This window comes from Pseudoxanthomonas putridarboris (assembly GCF_038321125.1).
Taxonomy (GTDB): domain Bacteria; phylum Pseudomonadota; class Gammaproteobacteria; order Xanthomonadales; family Xanthomonadaceae; genus Pseudoxanthomonas_A; species Pseudoxanthomonas_A putridarboris.
The window spans coordinates 52,401-77,919 of record NZ_JBBWWT010000004.1; the positions used below are offsets into that span (position 1 = coordinate 52,401).

Genomic DNA, 25,519 nt, shown 5'->3' on the forward strand with positions numbered 1-25,519 from the left:
ACTGTGCCGTCGCGACTTGCGTCGCTCCCACAAGGACGTTTTTACCCGCCGTGCCGTTGCTTCAGCACGGCGATGGCGCCTTCCAGCGACAGTCCGCGCGCGCGCAGCAGCACGACCAGGTGGTACAGCAGGTCGGCGCTTTCGCCCAGCAGGGCGGCATCGTCCTGCGCGACGGCGGCCAGGGCGGTCTCCACGCCTTCCTCGCCGACCTTCTGCGCGATGCGGCGCACGCCATCGTCGAACAGCCGGGTGGTGTAGCTGCCCGCCGGACGCTCGCGTTCGCGCTGCGCCACCAGCGCATCCAGTTCGGACAGAAAGGCGGCCGGCGCCTGCGGGAAACAGCTGGCCCGTTGCAGGTGGCAGGTGGGGCCGTGCGGGCGCGCCTGCACCAGCAGCGTGTCGCGGTCGCAGTCCAGGTCCACGGAAACGAGTTCCAGCACGTGCCCCGAGCTTTCGCCCTTGGTCCACAGGCGCTGCTTGCTGCGGCTGTAGAAGGTCACCTGGCCCGTCGCCAGCGTCGCCCGAAGCGCGTCGCGATTCATGTAGCCCAGCATCAGCACGCGCAGCGTGCGCGCGTCCTGCACGATGGCCGGCAGCAGGTCGCCGCCCTTGTCCCAGTCGGGCGTCGCCGGATCGAAAATGGCAAGTCGATTGGAATCACTGGTCACGCCGCACCTCGATGCCCTGTCCGGCCAACGCATCCTTCAATGCAGGAATGGCGATCCTGCCGCTGTGGAAGACGCTGGCCGCCAATGCCGCGTCCACGTCGGCATCGCGGAAGACGTCGGCGAAGTGCTCCACCTCGCCCGCCCCGCCCGACGCCACCAGGGGCACCCGGCACACCGCCCGCGCGGCCTTCAGCTGCGCCAGGTCGTAGCCCTTGCGCACGCCGTCCTGGTCCATGCAGTTCAGCACGATCTCGCCGGCCCCCAGCGCCTGCGCCTGCGCCACCCAGTCCAGCGTGCGGACGGGGACCGCCTGCATCCGGGCCGGGTCGCCGGTGTTGCGGCGCACGCGCCATTCGCCGTCGGCTTCGCGGATGGAATCGACGCCCACCACCACGCACTGCACGCCGAAGGCCGCGGCCAGTTCGGAAATCAACGCGGGCCGCTCCAGCGCCGGCGTGTTGACCGATACCTTGTCCGCGCCGGCATGCAGCACCGCGCGCGCGGTCCGCACGTCGCGGATGCCGCCGGCCACGCAGAACGGGATGTCGAGCAGGCGCGAAACCTTCTCCACCCAGCGGTAATCCACCGAACGCCCCTCGGGGCTGGCGCCGATGTCGTAGAACACCAGTTCGTCCGCGCCTTCGTCGCGGTAGCGCAGCGCCAGTTCGGCGATGTCGCCCATGTCCACGTGGTCGCGGAAGCGCACGCCCTTGACCACGCGCCCGTCGCGCACGTCCAGGCAGGGAATGATGCGGCGGCTCAGCATGCCAGCGCCTCCGCCAGCGTGAAGCGACCTTCCAGCAACGCGCGGCCCAGCACGATGCCGGCGCAGCCCGCGTCGCGCGCGCCGGCGACATCGCCCACGGCGCTGACGCCGCCCGACGCCTGCACCGCCAGCGCGGGCACGCGCGCGTGCAGGTGCGCGTACAACGACAGGTTGGGGCCGGACAGCATGCCGTCGCGGGCGATGTCGGTGCACAGCAGGTGGACCAGTCCGGCGGCGGCGTAGCGTTCGGCCAGCGCATCCAGCGTTTCCGCCGCGGTCTCGGTCCAGCCGTGCACCGGCAGGCGCCAGGCGCCCTGCCCGTCCTGCCGCGTATCCAGCGCGACGGTGATGCGGTCGCTGCCGAATTCGGCCAGCCAACCCAGCACCGTATCGGGCTCGCGCACCGCCAGCGACCCGACCACCACGCGCCGCGCGCCGGCGTCGAGGATGCGCGCCACGTCGTCGCGCGCACGCACGCCGCCCCCGGTCTGCACGTTCAATCCCGTGCTCCTGGCGATTTCTTCCAGCAGCGGCAGCAGCGTGTAGCCACCGGCCCGCGCCGCGTCCAGATCGACCAGGTGCAGCCATTGCGCGCCCTGCCGGGAATAATCCTGCGCCACGTGCAGCGGCGTACCGCCATAGCGCGTCTCGCGCGCGTAATCGCCCTGCGCCAGCCGGACCACGCGGCCATCGCGCACGTCGATGGCCGGATAGAACTGGAAGTCCGCGCGGGGATGGGGCGGTGCTTGCGAGGGGCTCGCATCCGTACTCATGCCACGCCCTGCTTCAGGAAGTTGTCGAGCAACCGCGCGCCGATGCGGGCGGAACGCTCGGGATGGAACTGCGCGCCGGCCACGTTGCCGCGCTGCACGATGGCGGCGAACGGCCGGCCGTGGTCGCTGACCATCACGCAGTCCTCGGTCACCGGCGCGGCATAGCTGTGCACGAAATACGCATGCCCGCCCGGCTCGATGCCGTGCGTCAACGCGGTCCCGCGCACCTCGCTCAATGTGTTCCAGCCCATGTGCGGCACGCGGATGCCCGCGCCCGCCGGCAGCTTGGCCACGCGGCCGGGCAGCAGGCCCAGGCACGGCGTATCGTCTTCCTCCGAATGCTCGAACAGCAACTGCATGCCGACGCATACGCCCAGCAACGGCGCGTCCAGCGAGCGCAGCGTTTCCACCAGGCCCAGCTCGCGCAGCCGTCCCATCACCTGCGCGGCGGTACTGACGCCCGGCAGGATCACCCGGTCGGCGGCGCGGATCGCATCCGCGCCTGTCGCCATTTCCGGCTCCACGCCCAGCCGGTTCAGCGCGTAGCGCACGGAGCCGATATTGGCGCCGCCGGCATCCACCAGTGCCACCCGCATCACAGCGCTCCCTTGGTGGACGGCAGTTCCGCGCCCTCGCGCCGGACCGCCTGCCGCAGCGCGCGCGCCAGCGCCTTGAAGCAGGCTTCCACCTTGTGATGGTCGTTGTCGCCCCGCACGCTCAGGTTGAGGTTCAGGCCCGAGGCGTCGCACAGCGAGCGGAAGAAGTGGGGCACCAGTTCGGTCGGCAGGTCGCCCACGCGCTCGCGGCGGAATTCGCCGTCGAAGACGAAGTACGGGCGGCCGCTGAAATCCAGCGCGGCGCTGGCCAGCGTCTCGTCCATCGGCAAGGTGAAGCCGATGCGGCCGGCTTCGCCATTCGCGAGCCACGGGCTTTCCGGCGGATCGAAACCATACCGGCCGATGCCGCGCTTGTCGCCCAGCGCCTCGCGCAACGCCTGCCCCAGGGCCAGCCCGGTATCCTCGATCGTGTGGTGCTCGTCGATGTGCAGGTCGCCGTCCGCGCGCACTTGCAGCGCGAAGCCGCCGTGCTTGCCGATCTGTTCCAGCATGTGGTCGAAGAACGGCAGCCCGGTCCTGGCGACCGGTTCGGCCACGCGGTCCAGGTCCACTTCGACCCGGATCTTGGTCTCCTTCGTGTCGCGCTGGACGACGGCGCGGCGCGGCGCGTCGGCCAGTTCGTGCGCGATGCCGGCCCAGTCCCACTCGCCACCGAACTGGGGGGTCTTCAACTGGAACCCACGGATCTTCAGGTTGTCGGCGAACTGGATGTCCGTCGGCCGGTCGCCGACCATCGCCGAACGCGCCCAGTCGATGCCGCGGTCCTGCAGGTAGGGAATCACCAGGCCGATGCCCGGCTTGCGGGTGGGCTTGTTCTCGTGCGGCCAACTCTCGTCGATCAGCACGTCGCGGAAACGGATGCCCTGGCTTTCGAAGACCTGCATCATCAACGCATGCGGACCCTCGAAGGCCTCGCGCGGATAGTCCTCCGTGCCCAGCCCGTCCTGGTTGCTGACGATGACGAACTGGTAGCCCGCGTCGCGCAGCTTCAGCAGCGCCGGAATCGCGCCCGGCACGAAGCGCAGCTTCTCGTAGGCGTCGATCTGGAAGTCTTCCGGTTCCTCGATCAGGGTGCCGTCGCGGTCGATGAAAAGGATCGGCGTCATGGCAGGACTTCTGCAGGAGGGGCTTCAGCCCGCGCCCCGATGGCCCTGCCGTTCGCATGACGATGAACGCGCCGCAGCGCGCCCGCGCGACGAACGGCCGGGTTCCGGGCTGGCCTCGCCGGGTATCCGGTCGGGGCTGAAGCCCCTCCCGCGAATGCGCCGGACCGGATAAGGAACGGACGGGAAGTCATGCGGCGGCCTCCTGCGAACGCAATGCGGACAACACGCGGTCGTTCTGGTCCGGGGAGCCGATGGTGATGCGCAGCGCATCGCCCAATTGCGGCGCGGCACGCTGGTCGCGCACCACCACGCCGGCCGTCAGCAGCGCGTGGAACGCGGCCTCGGCATCGTCGAAGCGCACCAGCAGGTAATTGCCCTGCGACGGGTAGACGCGACGCACGCCCGGCGTCGCCTGCAGGCGTGCGTGCAGGCGCGTGCGTTCGCTGCGGACCAGCGCCACCCGCTCGCGGGTCCGCGCCAGCGCCGCATCGGACAGGCCCGCCAGCGCGATCTCCGCACAGGGGGCGGGCACCGGGTACGGCGCCTGGCAACGGCGCAGCACGTCGATCAGCCGCGCATCCGCGATCACCGTGCCGATCCGCGCCGCCGCCAGCGCGTGCGCCTTCGACAACGTGCGCAGCACGGCGATGTTGGCCTGCGTTTCCAGCAGGGAGACGGCGGACGGCTCATCGGCGAATTCGCCGTAGGCTTCGTCCACGACCACCAGCGCCTGCCCCGCCAGCGATGCGGCCAGCCGGGCAATGCCGTCCAGCGGCACCGTCGAACCCGCCGGGTTGGAAGGCGAACACAGGAACACGATCTTCGCCCCCTGCTCCCGCGCCGCGCGGCCGATGGCGTCCAGGTCGGCGGCGAAGCCGTCCTTGCCATCCACCAGCGGCACCTCGACGATGCGCGCGTCCTGCAATCGCGCACTGACGGCGTACATGCCGAACACCGGCGGTGTCACCACCACCGCATCGCGGCCCGGCACGCACAGCGCGCGCACCAGCAGGTCGATGGCTTCGTCGCTGCCACGGCCCATCAGCAACTGCGCGGGCTGGCAGCCGTACAGTCGCGCCAGCCGTTCGCACAGCGCCTGCGGCTGCGGGTCGGGATAACGGCGGTTGAGGCCCTGCCGGTCGGCCGGATTGGCCCAGGCCGATTCGTTGGCGTTCAACCAGACATCGCCGCACAGCACTTCGCTGCGCGCCGACTTGTAACCGGCAAAGCCGCGCAGGTCTTCGCGGACCAGGTCGACGGGATCGCTCATGCGGCCTCCCTGCCCATGCGCAGCGACACTGCGTTGGCGTGGGCGTCCAGGCCTTCGGCGCGGGCCAGCGTCAGCGCGCAGCCGCCGATGGCGGCGATGCCGGCGCGGCTGGCCGACTGCACGCTGACGAAATTCTGGAAGCTGGCCACGCTGACGCCGCTATAGGCGCGCGCCGCACCGCTGGTGGGCAGCACGTGGTTGGTGCCGCTGCAATAGTCGCCCAGCGCTTCCGGCGTGTAGTCGCCCAGGAACACCGAACCCGCCGCTTCCACGCTGTCCAGCCAGGCGCGCGGATCGCGCAATGCCAGGATCAGGTGCTCCGGCGCGTAGCGGTTGCTGATGGCGAACGCCTCCCGCAACGACGGCACCCGCACCAGTCGCGAGGCCGACAGCGCACGGCGGGCGATGTCGGCGCGCGACAGTTTCGCCAACTGCGCGTCGATCTCGGCCTGCACGCGGCCGATCAGCGCATCGTCGTCGGACAGCAGCAGCACCTGCGAATCGGGACCATGCTCGGCCTGCGACAGCAGGTCGGCGGCGACGAACTCGGCATCGGCGCCGGCATCGGCGATCACCAGCACTTCCGATGGACCGGCCGGCATGTCGATGGCGGCCACGCCGCCCTGCGCCACCTGCTGCTTGGCTTCGGTGACGTAGCCGTTGCCCGGCCCGAACAACTTGTCGCACTTGGGCACGCTGCCGGTGCCGTAGGCCATCGCCGCGATCGCCTGCGCGCCGCCCAGCTTGAACACGCGGGTCGCGCCGGTGAGCTGCGCGGCCACCAGCACCGCCGGATCGGCGCTGCCGTCCCGGCGCGGCGGCGTGCACAGCACCACCTCGCGGCAACCGGCCAGGCGCGCGGGCACGCCCAGCATCAGCGCGGTGGAAGGCAGCGGCGCACTGCCGGCCGGCACGTACAGGCCCACCCGGGAAATCGGCCGGATGACCCGTTCGCAGACCACGCCCGGTGCGGTTTCCAGCGCATAGGGCTGGACCATGCCGGCGCGGTGGAAGGCTTCGATGCGCGCGGCGGCCTGCTCCATCGCCTCGCGCAATGCGGCGGGGACGGCGGCGTGCGCGGCGGCGAATTCGTCCGCGCCCACCTCGAACCCGGCCAGATCGACGCCATCGAAGCGTGCGGTGATGTCGCGCAAGGCCTCGTCGCCGCGCGCCTGCACGTCGGCCAGCAAGGCGGCGACGGCCTCGCGCGTGCGCTGGGCGACGACCTGCGCGGGACGCGCCAGCAGGGCGGCGCGCGCGGTTTCGTCCAGCGCGTCCCAGTCGTAGCGCCGTGTGGAAGGCGTGCCGTTGCAGGGCATGCTCATGCCAGCGACCTCTCCACCGACAGCACCATCAGGCCCTGCGCGCCGGCGCGCTGCAGTTCCTCCAGCCGCTGCCAGGTGACCGCGCCGTGGCACATGGCCTGCAGCGACAGGGGGCCGTCGCCTTCGCCCGGCAACGTCACCAGGGCATCGGCGTCGGGCAGCAGGCGCGAGAGTTCCGGCACGGTGTCGCGGTGCGCGCGGAACATCAGCAGCTTGCTGTCCTTCAACTTCATCACGCCGTCGAGCCGGCGCAGCAGCATGTCGGCCAGTTCGGCGCGGACGTCGTCGAAGTCGCGCGCCGGCCCGGCCAGCACGGCTTCGCTGTCCAGCAGGGTCTGCACCGGCTTCAACTGGTTGGCCGCCAGGGTGGCGCCGCTGGAGACCAGGTCGCAGATCAGGTCGGCGGTGCCCAGCTTGGGCGCGATCTCCACCGAACCGGAGAGCTCCACCACCGCTGCGTCGATGCCTTCGGCCTGCAGCCATTGGCGCAGGATCGATGGGTAACTGGTGGCGATGCGCTGCCCTTGCAACTGCGCAGGGCCGGTCCATTCCCAGCTTTCCGGCACCGCAAGCATCAACCGGCAGGCGCCGAAACCCAGCGGGCGCAGTTCGCGGTACGCCTGCGGCAGGCCGATCAAGGCGCGTTCGCCGGCCTGCTCGTCCAGTTCGTTGCGGCCGACGATGCCGAAGTCGCAGACGCCGTCGGCGATCAGGCCCGGGATGTCGTCGTCGCGCACCAGCAGCAGGTCCACCGGCAGGGATTCGCCGTAGCAGAACAGCTTGTCGCGGCTCTCGCGCCAGCTGAGGCCGCAGGCGGCCAGCAGCGCGCGCGCGGGCTCGGCCAGGCGGCCGCTTTTCTGGATGGCGATGCGCAGGCGCTCGCGCGCCGCGGAAGCGAGGGGGGGACTCATGGGAAGGCTCAGTGGGAAACGGACGACGGAGCGGCCTGCTGGCTCTGGGCGGCGGCGGCGTAGCCGCCGGTGCCCCGTTCCAGGGTGCGGGCCACCCGCCCGATGGTGGTGACGCTGACCTGGGTCAGTTCATGGATCTCGCGGTACGGCACGCCCTTGATCAGCAGCGGCACCACGCGCCAGCGGTCGGCCATGGCCTCCAGTTCGGCGGGGGTGCACAGGTCCTCCAGGAAGGCGCGCACCGCTTCCGGCCGGGCCAGCAGCGCCAACGCCTGCGAAAGCGCCCGCAACGGCGCGTCGTTCTTCTGTTCTTCGGCGGCGGGTCTGCGCTTCATCGGGTCCGGATTCCGGGAAAAAGCCAAGGATATGGAACATGCTAATGTATTAACGTGTTAATACATTAATGCATCCCGTTGCGGCGCGTCAACCCGCCCTGCCCGTTCCGCCGCCCGGATTCCGTTGGAAGGGTCAGGCCGACATGGATGGACTCCCTTCGCATGGACTGGAGATGCCCCGGACGATGAGTACACTGGCAAGGAAGCCGCCCGGCCTGGACGATCCATCCGGCCGGCGCGGCGCCCAGGGGGACACCGGGATGGGCAAGCGAGGCATCGGCAAGGGGTGGCGCTGGCTGGCCGTCGTGCTGCTGGCACCCTGGGTTTGCCTGGCGCAACCGGTCGCGCCCCTGTCCATCGACGCCACGGAATCGCACGTGCCGCTGGGGGCGCATACCCGCTACCTGCACGACGGCGGCGGCATCGCCAGCGTCGAGCAGGCGCGCCGCGCGCTGGCGGAGGGCCGCTTCGTTCCGCTGCCCAATGGCGACGCCTCCTTCGGCTTCCAGACGGGCGCGTTCTGGTTCCACGCGCGGGTGGTGAACCACAACCCCGACGAACAGCGCTGGCTGCTGGTGCAGCAGTACGCGCTGAGCGACCGCATCGACATCTACCTGCGCTATCCGGACGGCCGCGAAGTGCACCATGCCGGTGGCGATACGTTCCCGTTCGAGCAGCGCAGCATCCGCTACCGCCACCCCAACTTCTGGGTGGACCTGCCCGCCGGCACCCCGGTCGACCTGCTGGTGCGGGTGCAGAGCCAGAGCTCGATGCAGGTGCCGCTGTTCCTGTACACGCCGGCCGCATTCGCCGAGCTGTCGCGCGATGGGCAACTGAGCATCGGCCTGTACTACGGCATCCTGCTGGCGCTGTTCTTCTACAACCTGGTGCTGTGGCTGGTGCTGCGCGACGGCAGCTATTTCTGGTACCTGTTCCATATCAGCGCGTTCGGGCTGGTGCTGTTCACGCTGAACGGGCTGGGCTTCGAATACCTGTGGCCGCACTCCACCTGGCTGGCCGACAAGGGGGTGCCGCTGTCGGTATGCCTGGCGCAGATCGGCATGCAGCAGTTCGCGCGCACCTTCCTCAACCTGCGCAAGCGGTGGCGGACAGGCGACCGCATCAGCCGCGCGATCATCGCCTTCTTCGTAGTGCTGGGCATCGCGGCGACCCAGTTGCCCTACCACATCGCCACGCCGCTCGCGGCGGCGGCGGTGTTCCCCAGCATCGCCTGGATCGTCGCGGTGACGCTGGTGGTGGTGCGCAGCGGCTACACGCCGGCCAAGGTGTTCCTGCTGGCCTGGGGCATGTTCCTGCTGGGCACGGCGGTGTACGTGGCGTTGGCCTTCGGCCTGCTGCCCAAGACCTTCCTGACCGAATACGGCGTGCAGATCGGTTCGGCACTGGAAATGCTGCTGCTGTCGGTGGCGCTGGGCTACCGCTACGCCGCGCTGCGCAACGAGAACGAACGCATCGTGCGGAGCGCGAAGAACGAACTGGAGCAGAAGGTGGAACTGCGCACCGCCGAACTGCGCCAGACCATGGCGCAACTGGAAAGCGCGCACCAGCGCCTGCACGAATTCAGCCGCCACGACGGCCTGACCGACCTCTACAACCGCACCCACTTCCGCGAGGCGTTCGAGCACCTGCTGTCGCAGGCGCGCAATTCGCGCCGGCCGATCTCGCTGCTGATGATCGACCTGGACCACTTCAAGCGGATCAACGACGCCTACGGCCACCTGGTCGGCGACGACTGCCTGCGCCTGACCTCGAACACGATGGCCGAGACATTGCAGCCCTACGACGCGTTGCTCGCCCGCTTCGGCGGCGAGGAATTCATCGCCGCCCTGCCCGGCATGGGACTGGAACAGGCCAGCGCCGTGGCCGAGGAGCTGCGCCAGGCGTTGCGTGCGCAGCCCTGCCGCAGCGGCGAGCTGGAGATCTCCGTCTCCGCCAGCATCGGCGTGCATTGCGTGGACCTGGAAGCGCGCAACAGCCTGGAGTCCGCGCTGCAGGTGGCCGACCAGGCGCTCTACGCGGCGAAGGCCGAGGGCCGCGACTGCGTCAGGACGCTGTGACCCCGCACTGTAGGAGCGACGTGAGTCGCGACCGCGCCCCGATAGCCCTTCAATAGACACGATCAAGAGCGCGCCGCAGCGCGCCCGAATGGTGAACTACCGTTTTCTTTCGCGCGGTCGCGACTCACGTCGCTCCTACAGGGATGTTTTCGCGGGGCGATTGGGCTCAGCGCCGGTTGACCGCGGCCAGCAGTTCGCCCGACTCCACCAGCCGCACGGCGGTGGCGACTTCGCCGTCCAGTGCGCGGTCGCGGTCGAGGAAGGGGATCGCCTCGCGGATCGCCGCATGCGCCGCCGCGACCGCCTGGCCGGGATGGAACTCGTCGGTGGCCGCCAGTTCCTCGCGCAGCGCATCGACTTCGGCCAGGAAGCCGTCGCGCCCGCCGCCGCCCGGCAACGGGCCGCCCGCGACCTTCGCCGCCAGCGCCTGCTCATCGGCGCGACGCGCCAGGTCGCGCGCCGCGTTGATCATGTCGCGGCGCAGGTCAAGCGCCTGCGCCGCGGTATACAGCTCCAGCGCCAGCACCTTGCCCAGGTCCTTCACCATCGCCAGCACATGGCGCGCCTCGTTGGCGCCCATCGACACATGGTCTTCCGCATTCGCGCTGGTCGGCACCGAGAACACGCTGGCCGGGTGCGCGCGGCTGGCCAGGTCGTTGACGATGGCGGCGGCGGTGTACTGCACGATCATGTGGCCCGACTCGGTGCCGTCCTCGTTGCCGATCAGGAACGCCGGCAGGCCGTCGTTGGTGGCCGGATCGACCAGCTTGTTGAGGCGGCGCTCGGAGATCGACGCCAGCGTCGGGATCGCCGCCTTAACGTAGCTCATCGCCAGCGCCAGCGGCATGCCGTGGAAATGGCCGGCGGAAATCACCTGCTCCTCCACATGGCGCGCGTCGGCCTTGTCCGGGAACACCAGCGGATTGTCGGTGACCGCGTTGAGTTCGATCTCCAGCACGCGCCTGGCCTGCGCCACCGCGTCGCGCACCGCGCCGTGCACCTGCGGGATGCAGCGCAGCGAGTAGCTGTCCTGCGGCTGGTGCTTCTTGCCGCCGCGGAACGGCTTGAACCGTTGATAGAACTTTTCGCGGCCGTGGCGCTGTTCGGCCGGCACCCAGTCCCAGCCGATGTCGAAGCGCAGCTGTCGCGCCTGTTCCGTGTCCCAGCTGCCGGGCAGCCAGGGGCGGAACTTCGGCACCAGATGGTAGGGAATGTCGGCCAGCGTGGAACCGTCCAGCAGTTCGCGCAGGCGCGCGGCCACGTGCACCTGGCCCGGATGCGGGCGCAGCGCGTGCACTTCCTCGGCGAACGCGCCCAGCCGCCCGGCGAAGGCGTCGATGGTCATCGCCGCGGCCAGGTCGGCGGTATCCAGCAGGTTGTCCAGGCGGTACGTCGCCAGCACGCCCATCGCCAGCATCTGCGCGGTGCCGTTGTTCAGCGCCAGGCCCTCCTTGTAGGAGAGCTTCACCGGCGACAGACCGGCACGCTCCAGCGCTTCGGCGCCGGTGACGCGCTCGCCCTCGTAAAAGGCTTCGCCTCCGCCCAGCAGCACGATGGCCAGGTGCGACAGCGGCGCCAGGTCGCCGGACGCGCCCACCGAGCCCAGCGACGGCACCACCGGCACGATGCCGGCATTGAGCATCGCCGCCAGCGCCTGCAGCGTCTGCACGCGGATGCCGGAATGGCCCTTCAGCAGCGTGTTGATGCGGATGCCCAGCATGGCGCGGACGATTTCCGGCGCCATCGGTTCGCCCACGCAGACCGCATGGGTGACGATCAGGTTGTGCTGCAGTTCCTCGTGCAGCGAGCGGCCCGACTTCGCCGCGCCGGGCAATTCGTCGCGCAGCGGATGCGCGCCCAGCAGCTTGTCGGCGTTGCTGCCGAAACCGGTGGAGACGCCGTAGATCGGCTCCTCGCGGCGGACCTGTTCGGCCAGGAAGTCGGCCGCGCGCGCGACCGCCTTCAGCGCGGCGTTGTCCAGTTCGACGCTGGCGCCGAACGCGATCTCGACCAGCTTGTCGCGGGTGAGCGACTTGCCATCCAGCAGGATCGGTTTCATGTCAGCGCCCCGCCAGTGCGCGGGCTTGCTCCAGCTCCACCTTAAGGCTGCTGGCCAGTTCTTCGCGCTTGACCTCGAACTGCTGCTCGCGCACCAGGTCCTTCACGGTCACCACGCCTCGCGCCAGTTCGTCCTCGCCTGCCAGCACCACGAAACGGATGCCCGCGCGCGAGGCGTACTGGAACTGCCTGGCCAGCTTGCGCGATTCCATCTGCACCTCGGTGTTGATGCCGGCCGCGCGCAGGCGGCGGGCGATGTCCAGCGAGTCGGCCAACTGCGTTTCGTCCATCAGCGCCACGAGCGCCTGCACGCTGCTCTCGTCGCTGCCGGCGATCAGGCCGGCCTCGCGCAGCTGCCAGAACAGGCGGGTCAGGCCGATCGAGATGCCCACGCCGGGCAGCTTGGACTTGGTGTAGTGGCTGGCCAGGTCGTCGTAACGGCCGCCCGAGCAGATCGACCCGATCTGCGGATAGCCGTCCAGCTGGGTCTCGTAGACGGTGCCGGTGTAGTAGTCCAGGCCGCGGGCGATGGAAAAGTTGAGGCAATACGCGCTTTCCGGCACGCCCAGCGCCTTGACCAGTTCCAGCACCTCGCGCAACTCGGCGATGCCCTGGTTGAACGTCTCGCCGCCCTGCCCCAGCGCGTCCAGCTTCGCCAGCGCATCGGCGTGGTCCGTGGAACGCACCGCGACGAAGTCGAGGATGCGTTCGACGGCGTCGGCCGCCATGCCGAACCCCTCGCCGGTCAGCGTCTCGCGCACGTAGTCGGCGCCGCGCTTGTCCAGCTTGTCCACTTCGCGCAGCACCAGCGCCTGCTGTTCGCCGTCGGTGACGCCCTGCGCCTCGAAGAAACCGCGCATCAGCTTGCGGTTGTTGAGCTGAATGGTGAAGTCGCCGATGCCCAGGTCGCTGAACACCGCGTGGATCACCGCCAGGATCTCGGCGTCGAAGCGCACGCTCAGCGCATCCTTGCCGATCACGTCGATGTCGCACTGGTAGAACTCGCGGAAACGCCCGCGCTGAGCGCGCTCGCCGCGGTACACGCGCTGGATCTGGTAGCGGCGGAAAGGGAACGTCAGTTCGTGCTCGTGCTCGGCCACGTAGCGCGCCAGCGGCACGGTCAGGTCGAAGCGCAGCGCCAGTTCCGGCAGCCCTTCGCCTTCCTTCGCCAGCGCACCGGTGGATTGCACGAAATACACCTGCCGCTCGGTCTCGCCACCGGACTTGGTCAGCAGCGTTTCCGATAGTTCGAACACCGGCGTCTCCACCGGCAGGAAACCGAAGCGCTCGTAGTTGCGGCGGATGGTGTCCAGCATCCGCTGGAACGCGATCTGCTCGCGCGGAAGCAGTTCCATGACGCCGGGCGGTGTACGGGGCTTGATCAAGCGGAAACTCCAAGCGGACGGCAAACGCACATTCTAAGTGGGAAGCTTCCGCGCCGGCGGAAAATGCGCGGGCCTATTGCCGACCACCCCGCCGACTGAATACAATGCGCGGCTCCACGGGGTGTAGCTCAGTCTGGTAGAGCGCTACGTTCGGGACGTAGAGGTCGCAGGTTCGAATCCTGTCTCCCCGACCAGCCGGCATGATCGCGGCCGCTGGTCCTTCCCCCGCTTCAATCTTCTTGCCTTTCTTCGACACGCGCGCCAACGCTACGCCCGTGCGTCGCCACTCGCCCGTCCTTGCCCGGCATCCGCCAGTCCCCGGCCATGCCTGCGCATAAGTGTGACGAAAATCACATAAAGTGACGTTCGACGTCACCCCTGTCCCCTCCCCGCCTTCCACGATCGAAGCCTCCATCCCTGCCTGTGATGCCTGCCTGACCGGCATGCATCCCTGCGACCGGCATCGGGCCGCTTGGCATCCAATGTCATTAAACGTGATGTTCGTCACGTTAATTAACGATCCGTTAATGGATTCGTCGCTTTTGTGACTTGCCTCACATATCGCCCTACACTTGGCCGACTTCTTGCTTTTCACATTCGCAACAACCGGATCTGCAATGCCTCCCTGGAGGCGGGTCTGTACAGGGGCAGACTGTTTTGAAGACTACGAAACTCTTTCTGGCGCTGGCTTGCGCCCTCGGCGTCGTTTTGCGGCCCGTTCCGGCCGACGCCGCCACCTCCACTCCGTCCCCGGACGCTTCCCGGGAATCCGTACCGACCTCGCGCCAGGCCTCGCTGGACCAGGCCGCGCGGCTGCGGGACGACCGCCAGTGGCTGGCGGCGCTGGCCATCTATGAGCGGCTGCTGGCCCACCGGCCCGCCGACGACGATGCCTATCGCCTGCGCACCCTGACCCTGGCCGACCTGGGCGCCGCCGACCGTGCCTGGCAGCTGTACCGCGACCGGCCGCAGGCCTTTTCGCCCGAACAACGGGAGCGCCTGGAAACCGACCGCCTCGCCCGCCTGATCGTGTGGGGCGGGCTGTACGCCGAAGACGAAGCCACCCGCCTGGACGAAATGAGGCTGGCCGAACGCCTGATGGGCGACTACCTGGCCAGCCTGGCGCCGGAGCAGCGCGAATCCGCGCTGCGTCCGCGACTGGACCGCATCATCGTGCTCAACACGCTGGAAAAGCACGAACAGGCCGTGACCGAATACCGCGCCCTGCTCGCCGACGGCGTGCAGGTGCCGCCGTACGTGCTGGCGAAGGCGGGCGATTCGCTGCTGGCCACCCAGCATCCGGAAGACGCCATCGTGGCGCTGGAACAGGCCGTGGCCGCCATGCCGGATGAGTTCGATCCGCAGATCCTGCTGGCCTACGCCTACCTCGAAGCGGAAGACCACGACCGCGCCCTGGCCCTGCTGCGGAAACTGGCGGACGCCAACGACCCGTGGCCGCGCGCCGCCGGTGCGCGCCTGGGCCACCAGAACTGGCGCCGCTTCGAGGCCGATACCAACCACGCCATGATGCTGTCCTATGGCAACCGCACGGCGCAGGCGCAGCAGGCGCTGGAAGCGCTGGCGGCCATCGCGCCCAACAACGCCGGCCTGCAGTCGCGGCTGGGCAGCGTCTTCATCCAGCGCGGCTGGCCGGAACGCGCCCTGCAACGGCAGCGCATCGCGACGACCCTGGACCCGCGCAGCATCGAAGCGCGCATCGGCGCAACCGAAGCGCTGCTGGCGCTGGACCGCGTGGACCAGGCGCGGCCGCTGCACGACGAACTGCTCCGCCAGTTTCCCGCCAACACCCATGTGCAGCGGCTGGACCGCTACTGGGACGCGCACCTGGGCTGGCGCGGCCGCGCCTGGGCGGCCGCTGGCCGCAGCGACGCCGAGGACGGCAACGTCGCCGCTTCGCCGCTGGGCAACCGCGACGGCGAATACGGCGTGTACGTGGAAAGCCCGCTGCTGGGCGACCGCTGGCGGCTGACCGCGCAGGCGCGCGACGGCTGGGCCGATTTCCAGGGCGAGCGCGTGCATGGCCGCTACTACGGCGCCGGCGCGCTGTACGCGCACGACCGCCTGTCGATGGAAGCGCAGGTGCTGCGCCCGGACGACCGCTATCTCGACGACACCGCGGTAGGCCTGAGCGCCGGCTGGCGTTTCGGCGACACGCTGTCCGCCAGCGTGGCCGCCTTCCATGCCGACCCGGAGGCCTCGCTGCAGGCCCGTCGCAGCGGCATCGGCGCGGATTCCTGGCAGGCCTCGCTCGCCTGGACGCCCTCCGACCTCGGCCAGTTGGGCGTGCGCTTCAAGCAGTGGGACTACGACGACGGCAACCGCCGCGACGAATTCGGCGCCTACGGCCAGCGCCGCGTGTTCGCGCGGCCGCACCTGCTCATCGACGTGCTGGGCGATGCCTATGCCTCGCGTGGCAGCCGCGACGATGCGCCCTACTTCAATCCCGGCCGCGACCGCGCCGTGAATGCCGGCGTGCGCATCGACCATGTCGCGTGGCGCCGCTACGCGCGCCATCTGCGCCAGCGCCTGGAAGTCACCGCCGGCCCGTACTGGCAGGAAGGCCATGGCAGTGCGTGGGTGCCGCGCGCCAGCTATCGCCACGAGTGGAAGTTCGGCGTCGGCCAGGTGCTGGATTACGGCATCAGCTGGTCGCGCCCCGTGTACGACGGCCAGCGCGAGGAACGGCTGGCGCTGGACATCGAATACCGGTGGGGGGAATGAACATGCACCGTCGCTTCACCATTCTGCTTTCGCGCGCATGGCTGCTGGCCCTGTGCCTGCTGCCGCTGGCCGCGTCCGCCGACGACGCGCTTGCCGGCGCCACGTCCGTCGCCGTCGGCGGCGACCGCCTGCTGGTGCTCAGCTACCACGACATCCGCGACGACGTGGCCCGCAAGGGCGACCCGGACGCGTATGCCGTCGGCACGCAGAACTTCACCGCGCAGCTGGACTGGCTGTCGGGCCAGGGCTACCGCCCGGTCAGCCTGTCGGACGTGGAAGCCGTCGCGCGCGGCGAACGCCGCCTGCCGAAAAAGGCCGTGCTGCTGACTTTCGACGACGGCCTGCGCAGCGTCTACACGCATGCGTTCCCGCTGCTGCGCGCCTACGGTTATCCGGCCCTGGTCGCGGTGGTCACCGACTGGGTGGAGCTGGCTCCCGGGCGCCAGGTCGATTACGGCCCGCGTCCGTTCACCCGCGACGACTTCCTCACCTGGGACCAGCTGCGCGAGATGACCGCCAGCGGCCTGGTGGAGATCGCCTCGCACAGCCACGACCTGCACCACGGCGTGGTCGCCAACCCGCAGGGCAACGTCACCCCGGCCGCGATCACGCGCATCTACGACCCGCAGGCGCGGCGCTACGAAACCGAAGCCGAATACCGCGCCCGCATCCACGCCGACCTGTCCGCCAGCAGCGACGCCATCCAGCGCGAACTGGGCCTGCGCCCGCGCGCCATCGTCTGGCCGTATGCGGCGTACAGCAGCGTCAGCAACGGCATCGCCGGATCGCTGGGCATGACGGTGTCGTTCGACCTGGAAGGCCGCGAGCAGAAGCTCGCGCCCGACCTGCACGGACTGGCGCGCCTGCTGGTGTTCAACAATCCCAACGTCTCCGACCTGGCCTACGAACTGCGCCACGACGAGGACGTGCAGGGCCTGCGCGCGATGCAGGTGGACCTGGACTACGTGTACGACGCCGATCCCGCGCAGCAGGACCGCAACCTGGATGCGCTGGTGGAACGGGTCAAGCGCATCGGCCCCAGCCATGTCTTCCTGCAGGCCTTCGCCGATCCGGACGGCAACGGCTCGGCCGATGCGCTGTACTTCCCCAACCGGCACCTGCCGATGCGAGCGGACCTGTTCAACCGCGTGGCCTGGCAACTGAAGAGCCGCGCGGGGGTCAAGGTATTCGCGTGGCTGCCGGTGCTGGGCTTCGAGCCGGCCGATCCCGCATTGCGCCGCGAGCTGGCGCTGCCCGAGCGCGCCGGCGAGATCTTCCGCCTGGATCCGTCCGATCCGCGCGCCCGCCAGTTGATCGGCGACGTGTACGAAGACCTGGCCGTGGCCAGCTACTTCGAGGGCCTGCTGTTCCACGACGACGCCTACCTGCGCGACGACGAACTGCCGCAACTGGGCGATGCCGACGCGCGCGCGCAACTGCTCGTCGATTTCACCCATGACCTGAAGCGGTCGGCCGAGCGCTGGCGTCCCAAGCTGGTCACGGTGCGCAACCTGTACGCGCTGACCGTGCTGGAGCCGGAAAGCCAGCAGTGGTTCGGCCAGCGGCTGGACACCTTTTTGCAGGCGTACGACTACACCGCGCTGATGGCGATGCCGTGGATGGAAGGCGCGCACAAGCGTCCGCATGCCTGGCTGCGCGAGCTGACTGCGGCCGTGCGCCGGCACGACCCGCTGTTCCAGAAGACCCTGTTCGAGCTGCAGACGCGCGACTGGCGCACGCAGCGCCCCATCCCGGGCGACACCCTGCAGGCACTGGTGCGCCAGTTGCAGGCCGATGGCGTGCGCCACCTGGGCTGGTACCCGGACGACTTCATCGGCGACCAGCCGCGCATGCAGGACGCGCGCGGCAGCCTGTCGGCGCGCAGCTTCCCCTACGAGGAACGGTGACGCGCCATGAATCCGCTACTGAGCATCCTGTTCCAGTTCGCCTTCCTGTACCCCATCGTGATGTCCTTCTTCTGGATGTCGGGCGGGCTGTACTACTACTTCCGCCGCGAGCGCCACGCGCGCACGCGCACCGATCCGCCGCCGATGGAGGCGTTCCCCTTCGCCACGCTGTTGATCCCGTGCCATAACGAGGGCGACAACGTCGACGAGACCATCGGCGCGGCGCTGGCGCAGAAGTACCTGGACTTCGAGGTGATCGCCATCAACGATGGCAGCCGCGACAGCACTGCCGAGCGACTGAACGAACTGGCCGCCCTGCACCCGCGCCTGCGCGTGATCCACCTGGACCGCAACCTGGGCAAGGCCAACGCGCTGCGCATGGGCGCGCTGGCCGCGCGCAGCGAGTACCTGGTGTGCATCGACGGCGACGCGCTGCTGGACGAGTACGCCACCCACTGGATGGTGTGGCACCTGACCTCCGGCCCGCGCGTGGGCGCGGTGACCGGCAACCCGCGCATCCGCAACCGTTCCACCCTGCTGGGGCGCCTGCAGGTGGGCGAGTTCTCCTCGATCATCGGCATGATCAAGCGCGCGCAGCGCGTGTACGGGCGCATCTTCACCGTGTCCGGGGTGATCAGCGCGTTCCGCCGCACCGCGCTGCACCGCATCGGCTACTGGGCCGACGACATGGTCACCGAGGACATCGACATCAGCTGGCGCCTGCAGATGGACCACTGGGACATCCGCTACGAACCCAATGCGCTGTGCTTCATCCTGATGCCGGAAACGCTGAAGGGCCTGTGGCGCCAGCGACTGCGCTGGGCGCAGGGCGGCGTGGAGGTGCTGGCCCGCCACAGCACCGACCTGTTCAACTGGCGCAAGCGCCGCATGTGGGGCGTGCTGGCGGAATACATGCTGAGCGTCGCCTGGGCCTACACGATGCTGTTCATCCTGGTGCTGTGGGCCGTGGGCAAGTTCGTCGACATGCCGCCGGCGCTGTACGTGCACACCATCCTGCCGTCGTGGCACGGCGTGATCCTGGCGCTGGTCTGCATGCTGCAGTTCGCCAGCAGCATCATCATCGACCGCCGCTACGAGACGGGCGTGGGCCGCAATTATTTCTGGATGATCTGGTACCCGATGGCGTACTGGTTGCTCAGCCTCTTCACCACCGTGGTCGCCGTTCCGAAGACGCTGCTCCGGCGTCGCGGCGCCCGCGCGACCTGGGTCAGTCCCGACAGGGGGATACGATGAAATTCGATTCGCGCTTGATCCACCAGCCGAAGAAGCAACCGCGGCTGCACCGCACCGCCTGGGGTTTCGTGACCCTGGGGTTCTGGATGATGTACCTGTACATGCTGGCGCCGCTGGTCACGCTGGTGCTGTGGCTGCTGGGCATCCGCACGGCGATGTTCGAACTGTATTCGCGCGACCACCAGGTGGAACCGTTCCTGCTGGTCTCGCTGCCGATCATGGCCGGGCTGTGCGCGGTGATGCTGATCAGCTGGGCCGAGTACAACCGCTTCCGGTTCGGCGGAATGGATCGGCGCAGCCGCCAGTCCGACGTCACCGTGCACGAGATGGCGGCGGCGCTGGGCGCTTCGGACAAGGTGGCCAGGGCTCTGAAGCAGGCCAAGGTGACCGTACTGCACATGGACGATCAGGCGCACCCCATCGACATGACGCTGCTGCCGTTGCCGAAAGCCGCCTGACGCGCTTTCCTGCGCGCGTTGCGCGCGCCCGCTCCATCGCGGTGAAGAAGCGCACGACAGCGCACAGGCCGCGGCATGACCGCGACACACTGTTTCGCCGCGCCGCGCCGCGTGCCGCCCGCCTCGCGGATAATGGCGGACATGCCATCCCCCCACGCCGGCGCGCGGCGCGCCTCCGACAAGACGAACCCGTGGTCCGGCCGCGGCCTGGTGCTGATCGGGATCCTGCTGTCCGCCTTCAACCTGCGCACGGCGGTCACCTCGTTGACGCCGCTGCTGGACACGCTGGGCCAGCAGTTCGGCTTCGGCCCCACCACGACTGGCATCTTCGGCATGCTGCCCACCGCCGCGTTTGCCGTATTCGGCGTGCTGACCCCCGCCATCGCGCACCGCGCGGGCCTGGAGAAGACCGCGCTGATCGCGATGGCGCTGGCCACGCTGGGCCTGCTGCTGCGCCCGGCCGCCGACGGCAGCCTGTCGCTGATGGCGGCGAACGTGGTGGCGCTGGCCGGCATGGGCATCGGCAACATCGTGCTGCCGCCGCTGGTGAAGCGCTACTTCCCCGATCGCGTGGGGCCGGTGAGCACCGCGTACATCACCGTGCTGCAGGCGGGCACCATCCTGCCCGCCCTGCTGGCGGTACCGATGGCGCAGGCCAGCAACTGGCAGGTCTCGCTGGGCATCTGGTCGCTGGTCGCGGCCGCCGCCACGCTGCCCTGGCTGGCCACGCTGTGGATCGAACGGCGACGCGCGTCCGTACTCGCGCAGTTGCACGACCGGGCCGTGCGCGTGGACGACGAAGCGCCGGAACTGGTGCCGCCACCGGCCCACGCCGGCACCTGGCGCTCGCCGCTGGCCTGGGGCATGGCGCTGATGTTCGGCATGACGTCGCTGGTGACCTATTCCATGTTCACCTGGCTGCCGCGACTGATGGTGGAAGCCGGCGCCAGCCCCGCCTTCGGCGGCACGATGGTCGGACTGTTCTCGGTGCTGGGGCTGGTGTCGTCGCTGACGATGCCGTCGCTGGCGGTGCGCCTGCGCAATCCGTTCCGGCTGGTCGCCGCATGCGCCGCATTCTACGTGCTGGCGTTCGCCGGCCTGCTGCTGGCGCCGATGGAGCTGCCGCTGCTGTGGGTGGCGCTGCTGGGCATGGGCCCCAGCACGTTCCCGTTGTCGCTGACGCTGATCAACCTGCGCACGCGCACGCCGGCGGGTTCGTCGGCGCTGTCCGGTTTCATGCAGGGCGTGGGCTACAGCCTGGCCTGCGTGGGACCCGTGCTGTTCGGGTGGTTGCATGAACTGACCCACGGCTGGCATTGGCCGTTCGCCTTCCTGCTGCTGTGCGTGGGCGTGCTGGTGGTCGGCGGCTGGCTGGCCTGCAAACCGCGCTATCTGGAAGATGCCTGAATCGAAGTGTAGGAGCGACGTCAGTCGCGACCGCGCGAAAGAAAAGATAGTTCACCATTCGGACGCGCTGCGGCGCGTTCTTGATCGTGTCTATTGAAGGGCTATCGGGGCGCGGTCGCGACTGACGTCGCTCCTACAGTGCTCAATCGAGCAGGTCGGGGTGGCGCACCTGCCCCTCGCCGCGCACCACGAAGCGCTCCACCGTCAACGACTCGGCCCCCATCGGGCCATAGGCATGCAGGCGCGTGGTGGAGATGCCGATCTCGGCGCCCAGGCCCAGTTCGCCGCCGTCGGAGAAGCGCGAGGACGCGTTCACCATCACCACGGCCGAACGCAGGGAATTGACGAACTTCGCGGCATGGGCCTCGTCGCGGGTGACGATGACCTCGGTGTGGTCGGAGGTGTAGCGGCGGATGTGCGCGATGGCGGCGTCCAGGTCGTCCACCACGCGCACGGCCAGGATCAGGTCGAGGAATTCGGCCGCATAGTCGTCGTCGGTAACGGGAGCGGCATCGGGAACCAGCGCCCTGCCCGCCTCGTCCATCCGCAACTCCACACCGCGTGCGCGCAATGCTTCCGCCGCGCGCGGCAGGAAGGACGGCGCGATGTCGCGGTGGACCAGCAGCGTCTCCAGCGCGTTGCAGACGCCCGGACGCGAGGCCTTGCCGTCCAGCAGCAGGCGCAATGCGAGATCAAGGTCCGCACTGGCGTCCACGAACAGATGGCAGACGCCCTTGTAGTGCTTGATGACCGGCACCCGGGCATGTTCGGCGACGAAGCGGATCAGGCCTTCGCCGCCGCGCGGAATGGCCAGGTCGATGACGTCGGTCAGCTGCAGCAGCGCCAGCATCGTCTCGCGCGAAAGATCGGTGACCAGGGTCAAGGCGGCTTCCGGCAGGCCAGCTTCGCGCAACGCCCGTTGCAGCGAAGCGGCGATGGCCGTGTTGGAATGCAGCGCCTCCGAGCCGCCGCGCAGGATCACGCCATTGCCCGCCTTCAGGCACAGCGCGGCCGCGTCGGCGGTGACGTTGGGGCGCGCCTCGTAGATCATCGCCACCACGCCCAGCGGCACGCGCACGCGTTCCACGCGGATGCCGTTGGGACGCACGTCCTGCCGGGTCACCTGACCGACCGGATCCGGCAGGTCGGCCACTTCGCGCAGCGCGGAGGCGACGCCATGCAGGCGCTTGCCGTCCAGCTTGAGGCGATCGAGCATCGCCCCGGTGATGCCCTTGGCCGTCGCGGCTTCCATGTCGCGCGCATTGGCGGCCAGGATGACCGCTTCATCGGCCAACAGCGCATCGGCCATCGCGCGCAACAAGGCGTTCTTGGCCTCGGTGGACAGCTGCGCGATGGCCTGGGCGGCATCGCGGCATCGCAGGGCTTGTTGCTTGATGTCGGCCATCACGATGTTCCCGATATCCAATGTAGGAGCGACGCAAGTCGCGACCGCAGATTACCGTTTCCCGGCGATATTCGAACGACTTCATTCCGGCATTCGCATACATTGCCGCTCGCTTCCTGTTCACGGTCGCGACTTGCGTCGCTCCTACAGGAAATGCTCACAGCAACACCAGATCGTCGCGGTGCACGACGTTCTCGCCGTAGGTGTAGCCGAGTATGCCTTCGATCTCGCGCGAATGCCGACGGGCGATGCGGCGGATGTCCACCGCCGAGTACTGGCTGACGCCGCGCGCGATGCGTCGGTCGCCGGCATCGTCGCGCAGCACGACTTCCACCATGTCGCCGCGACGGAAATCGCCCTCGGCCGTGGTCACGCCGCCGGGCAGCAGCGAGGCGCCCTTGCCCGCCATCGCGCCGGCGGCGCCGGCATCCACGACGATCACGCCGGCTTCCACCGGCACGCTGCGCAGCCAGTACTTGCGCGCCGCCAGCCGGTTCTGCGCGGGACGGAATCGGGTGCCCAGCAGGTGCCCGCGCGTCAGCGCCGTCACGGCATCGGCGCGGGTGCCGTTGAACAGGAAGGTCTCGATGCCCGCCGCCGCCGCCTTGGCGGCGGCTTCCAGCTTGGTGCGCATGCCGCCGGTACCCGCGCCGCTGCCGGCGTCGCCGGCCATCGCATGGAACTCGGGGGTCAGCGCTTCCACGTCCAGGATCGGCTCGGCCGCGGGATTCGTGCGCGGATTGGCCGAATAGAATCCGTCGATGTCGGTGGCGATGAACAGGGCATCCGCGTCGACCAGCGCCGCGACGACGGCCGCCAGGTTGTCGTTGTCGCCGAGCTTCAGTTCGTCCACCGAAACGGTGTCGTTCTCGTTGACGATCGGCAGCGCGCCCAGCGACAGCAGCGCCTGCAGCGTCGCGCGCGCGTTGAGGTAGCGGCGGCGGTTGCGCAGGTCGTCGTGCGTCAGCAGCACCTGCGCGACGGGACGGTCGAAGAAACGCTGCCACAGGCCGATCAGCTGCGCCTGCCCCAATGCCGCCAACGCCTGCCGCTCGGCCATCGCCGTGCCCGACTGCGGCTTGCGATGCAGCAGGCCACGCCCGGCCGCGACCGCGCCGGAGGACACGATCACCACTTCGCGGCCCGCCGCGATGCTGGAGGACACGAACTGCGCCAGGTTCAACGCATGGCGCGGGCTGAGCCCTTCGCCGTCGGCGGCCAGCAGGCTGCTGCCCACCTTCAGCACCGCGCGCCGCCAGGCGGGCAGCGGCTGTTCGGTGAACGAAGGTGGCGTGGCATGGGTCATCGGATCAACTCAACGGGTATTCCACTCGTGGACGGTCAACAGGGAACTGCCGGCGGTGGCCAGCGGATCGCGCGCGACGACGGCCTGCGCCTGCGCCAGCGAGTCCACGTTCACCAGTACGTACGCGCCGCCGGACCGGTCGCTGAAACCACCGGTCATTTCCAGCTGGCCGACGTCACGCAACGCATCGAGGAATGCCAGATGCGGGGCGATGACATCTTCGTTGAAGCCCGGCTTGCGCATCGCCATGACCAGGTAGCGTTTCATTTCTTCGCATCCTCCAGCAGCACCGCTTTTGTAGGAGGGGCTTCAGCCCCGACCCGTGTCCAGCACCACAGTCGGGGCTGAAGCCCCTCCTACAGCAGGATTCGCTCATCACAATGCATCCCAGCGCTTGCGCAGTTCCTCCAGCCGCAGGTCCGCGGCGGAACCCGGCGACGTGCGCGCGGCCAGGCTGCCTTCCGGCGTGCGTCCCTGCCCGGCGGTGTCGGCGGACGCGGCGGCGGCCTTGTAGGCTTCGCGGAACGGCACGCCGGCGACGGCGGCCTCCACCGCCACGTCGGTGGCGTACATGCCCGAATCGATGGCCGCGCGCAGCCGGTCCTCGCGCCATTCCAGGTTGGCGAGCAGCGCCGGCAGCAGTTCCAGCGCCGGCAGGCCGCGGCCGAAACCGTGGAAGATGGCGCCCTTGCTGGCCTGCAGATCGCGGTGATAGCCGGACGGCAGCGACAGCAGTTGTTCGATCTCGGTGCGCGCGGCGGCGACGCTGGCATGGGTGGCGCGCATCAGCTCGATCACGTCCGGGTTGCGCTTGTTCGGCATGATGGAACTGCCGGTGGTGTACTGCGCCGGCAGTGCGACGAAACCGAACTCGGCGCTGGTGAACAGCGACAGGTCCCAGGCGATGCGGCGCAGGTCCAGCGTGGCGCTTCCCAGCGCTTCCAGCGCAGCCATCTCGAACTTGCCGCGCGACAGCTGCGCGTAGACCGGGCTGACCTGCATGCGTGCGAAGCCAAGCACGGCGGTGGTGTGCTCGCGGTCCAGCTTCAGGTTGACGCCGTAGCCGGCGGCGGTGCCCAACGGGTTGGCATCCACCAGCTTCAACGTGTCGGTGGCACGGATGGCGTTGTCGATGAACGCCTCGGCCCAGCCCGCCCACCACATCCCGGCCGAAGACACCACCGCGCGCTGGATATGCGTGTAGCCCGGGATCGGCAGGTCGCGTTCGGCCTGCGCGCGGTCCAGCGCGACCTTGGCGATCTCACGCGACAGCGTGGCCACGCGCGCCAGTTTTTCCTTCAGCCACAACCGCGTGGCGACCAGGATCTGGTCGTTGCGGCTGCGGCCGGTGTGGATCTTGCGCCCGGCATCGCCCAGGCGCTCGGTGAGCCGCGCCTCGATGGCGGAATGGCCGTCCTCGTAGCGCTCGTCCAGCACGAAGCCGCCGGCGCGGAAGTCGTCGGCCAGTATCGCCAGTTCGCGCTTCAGGCCCGCCAACTCATCGCCGGACAGGATGCCGATGCGCTGCAGGCCTTCGGCATGCGCGGTGCTGGCCTGGATGTCGTGCAGGAAGAACTCGCGGTCCAGCAGCACGTCGTCGCCGGCGAGGAAACGCTGGATTTCCGCGTCCACTGCTACCCCGGGTTTTTGCCACAACAAATCAGCCATCTCGTCCACCTGAATATTTGTAGGAGCGCCCCATGGGCGCGATGCTTTTCGTACATTGGACAGGTCGCGCCCACGGGGCG

21 protein-coding genes and 1 tRNA gene are annotated in these 25,519 nt (G+C 69.2%); 7 read left to right on the forward strand and 15 right to left on the reverse strand.

From position 1 onward, the window contains the following. Nucleotides 1-41: 41 nt before the first annotated feature. The 9 genes from hisIE to AAD027_RS10215 form a co-directional block, all read right to left on the reverse strand. Entirely contained in the window at nucleotides 42-668 is a 627-nt protein-coding gene (gene hisIE / locus AAD027_RS10175; RefSeq protein WP_341725922.1) for a bifunctional phosphoribosyl-AMP cyclohydrolase/phosphoribosyl-ATP diphosphatase HisIE, read from the reverse strand. Continuing rightward, on the reverse strand, nucleotides 658-1,434 hold the full coding sequence (gene hisF, locus AAD027_RS10180) for an imidazole glycerol phosphate synthase subunit HisF (RefSeq protein WP_341725923.1): 777 nt from the start codon (nucleotides 1,432-1,434) through the stop codon (nucleotides 658-660). Before hisF ends, hisIE begins: the two co-directional genes overlap by 11 nt. After that, nucleotides 1,428-2,207, reverse strand: a complete 780-nt coding sequence (gene hisA / locus AAD027_RS10185; protein WP_341725924.1) for a 1-(5-phosphoribosyl)-5-[(5-phosphoribosylamino)methylideneamino]imidazole-4-carboxamide isomerase — start codon at nucleotides 2,205-2,207, stop codon at nucleotides 1,428-1,430. The genes hisF and hisA overlap by 7 nt, the downstream gene beginning before the upstream one ends. After that, nucleotides 2,204-2,803, reverse strand: a complete 600-nt coding sequence (hisH, locus tag AAD027_RS10190) for an imidazole glycerol phosphate synthase subunit HisH (protein ID WP_425605434.1) — start codon at nucleotides 2,801-2,803, stop codon at nucleotides 2,204-2,206. Before hisH ends, hisA begins: the two co-directional genes overlap by 4 nt. Then, complete coding sequence (gene hisB, locus AAD027_RS10195) at nucleotides 2,803-3,930, reverse strand: bifunctional histidinol-phosphatase/imidazoleglycerol-phosphate dehydratase HisB (protein WP_341725926.1); 1,128 nt, start codon at nucleotides 3,928-3,930, stop codon at nucleotides 2,803-2,805. The genes hisH and hisB overlap by 1 nt, the downstream gene beginning before the upstream one ends. 187 nt (nucleotides 3,931-4,117) lie before the next feature. Continuing rightward, nucleotides 4,118-5,200 carry a histidinol-phosphate transaminase gene (hisC, locus tag AAD027_RS10200; protein WP_341725927.1) on the reverse strand — a complete coding sequence of 361 codons (1,083 nt, stop codon included), beginning with the start codon at nucleotides 5,198-5,200 and terminating at the stop codon, nucleotides 4,118-4,120. Next, entirely contained in the window at nucleotides 5,197-6,519 is a 1,323-nt protein-coding gene (gene hisD / locus AAD027_RS10205; protein ID WP_341726188.1) for a histidinol dehydrogenase, read from the reverse strand. Before hisD ends, hisC begins: the two co-directional genes overlap by 4 nt. 2 nt (nucleotides 6,520-6,521) lie before the next feature. After that, the gene (hisG, locus tag AAD027_RS10210; protein WP_341725928.1) at nucleotides 6,522-7,436 is read right to left on the reverse strand and encodes an ATP phosphoribosyltransferase; all 915 of its coding nucleotides are present in this window, start codon (nucleotides 7,434-7,436) and stop codon (nucleotides 6,522-6,524) included. Between the two features lie 8 nt (nucleotides 7,437-7,444). Then, nucleotides 7,445-7,771 carry a YerC/YecD family TrpR-related protein gene (locus AAD027_RS10215; protein WP_341725929.1) on the reverse strand — a complete coding sequence of 109 codons (327 nt, stop codon included), beginning with the start codon at nucleotides 7,769-7,771 and terminating at the stop codon, nucleotides 7,445-7,447. A 185-nt stretch (nucleotides 7,772-7,956) separates the two neighbouring features. On the opposite strand from AAD027_RS10215, the gene AAD027_RS10220 reads away from it, so the two are divergent. Beyond that, nucleotides 7,957-9,849: a sensor domain-containing diguanylate cyclase gene (locus tag AAD027_RS10220; protein WP_341725930.1), complete on the forward strand. Its 1,893-nt coding sequence runs from the start codon at nucleotides 7,957-7,959 to the stop codon at nucleotides 9,847-9,849. Between the two features lie 166 nt (nucleotides 9,850-10,015). Here AAD027_RS10220 and AAD027_RS10225 read toward each other — a convergent pair whose 3' ends face one another. Next, nucleotides 10,016-11,908 carry an HAL/PAL/TAL family ammonia-lyase gene (locus AAD027_RS10225; protein ID WP_341725931.1) on the reverse strand — a complete coding sequence of 631 codons (1,893 nt, stop codon included), beginning with the start codon at nucleotides 11,906-11,908 and terminating at the stop codon, nucleotides 10,016-10,018. Nucleotide 11,909: 1 nt separating this feature from the next. Then, complete coding sequence (gene hisS / locus AAD027_RS10230; protein WP_341725932.1) at nucleotides 11,910-13,292, reverse strand: histidine--tRNA ligase; 1,383 nt, start codon at nucleotides 13,290-13,292, stop codon at nucleotides 11,910-11,912. Nucleotides 13,293-13,409: 117 nt separating this feature from the next. Here hisS and AAD027_RS10235 point away from each other — a divergent pair. The 6 genes from AAD027_RS10235 (at nucleotide 13,410) to AAD027_RS10260 (ending at nucleotide 21,060) form a co-directional block, all read left to right on the forward strand. Beyond that, a tRNA-Pro gene (locus AAD027_RS10235) sits at nucleotides 13,410-13,486 on the forward strand. A gap of 514 nt (nucleotides 13,487-14,000) precedes the next feature. Continuing rightward, on the forward strand, nucleotides 14,001-16,034 hold the full coding sequence (gene pgaA / locus AAD027_RS10240; RefSeq protein ID WP_341725933.1) for a poly-beta-1,6 N-acetyl-D-glucosamine export porin PgaA: 2,034 nt from the start codon (nucleotides 14,001-14,003) through the stop codon (nucleotides 16,032-16,034). Then, nucleotides 16,031-17,941, forward strand: a complete 1,911-nt coding sequence (pgaB, locus tag AAD027_RS10245; RefSeq protein ID WP_341725934.1) for a poly-beta-1,6-N-acetyl-D-glucosamine N-deacetylase PgaB — start codon at nucleotides 16,031-16,033, stop codon at nucleotides 17,939-17,941. The genes pgaA and pgaB overlap by 4 nt, the downstream gene beginning before the upstream one ends. A gap of 6 nt (nucleotides 17,942-17,947) precedes the next feature. Beyond that, nucleotides 17,948-19,195 (forward strand): poly-beta-1,6-N-acetyl-D-glucosamine synthase, encoded by a 1,248-nt coding sequence (gene pgaC / locus AAD027_RS10250; protein ID WP_341725935.1) that lies wholly within the window; start codon nucleotides 17,948-17,950, stop codon nucleotides 19,193-19,195. Further along, nucleotides 19,192-19,653 carry a poly-beta-1,6-N-acetyl-D-glucosamine biosynthesis protein PgaD gene (pgaD, locus tag AAD027_RS10255; protein WP_341725936.1) on the forward strand — a complete coding sequence of 154 codons (462 nt, stop codon included), beginning with the start codon at nucleotides 19,192-19,194 and terminating at the stop codon, nucleotides 19,651-19,653. Before pgaC ends, pgaD begins: the two co-directional genes overlap by 4 nt. 141 nt (nucleotides 19,654-19,794) lie before the next feature. After that, entirely contained in the window at nucleotides 19,795-21,060 is a 1,266-nt protein-coding gene (locus AAD027_RS10260) for a CynX/NimT family MFS transporter (RefSeq protein ID WP_341725937.1), read from the forward strand. Nucleotides 21,061-21,202: 142 nt separating this feature from the next. On the opposite strand, the gene AAD027_RS10265 is transcribed toward AAD027_RS10260, so the two are convergent. From AAD027_RS10265 to argH, 4 genes are all read right to left on the reverse strand, one after another. After that, nucleotides 21,203-22,465, reverse strand: a complete 1,263-nt coding sequence (locus AAD027_RS10265; protein WP_341725938.1) for a glutamate-5-semialdehyde dehydrogenase — start codon at nucleotides 22,463-22,465, stop codon at nucleotides 21,203-21,205. A gap of 157 nt (nucleotides 22,466-22,622) precedes the next feature. Continuing rightward, entirely contained in the window at nucleotides 22,623-23,771 is a 1,149-nt protein-coding gene (gene proB, locus AAD027_RS10270) for a glutamate 5-kinase (protein WP_341725939.1), read from the reverse strand. 9 nt (nucleotides 23,772-23,780) lie between these two features. Next, nucleotides 23,781-24,038: a YciI family protein gene (locus tag AAD027_RS10275; protein ID WP_341725940.1), complete on the reverse strand. Its 258-nt coding sequence runs from the start codon at nucleotides 24,036-24,038 to the stop codon at nucleotides 23,781-23,783. A gap of 108 nt (nucleotides 24,039-24,146) precedes the next feature. Next, entirely contained in the window at nucleotides 24,147-25,439 is a 1,293-nt protein-coding gene (argH, locus tag AAD027_RS10280) for an argininosuccinate lyase (RefSeq protein ID WP_341725941.1), read from the reverse strand. Nucleotides 25,440-25,519 lie beyond the last annotated feature (80 nt).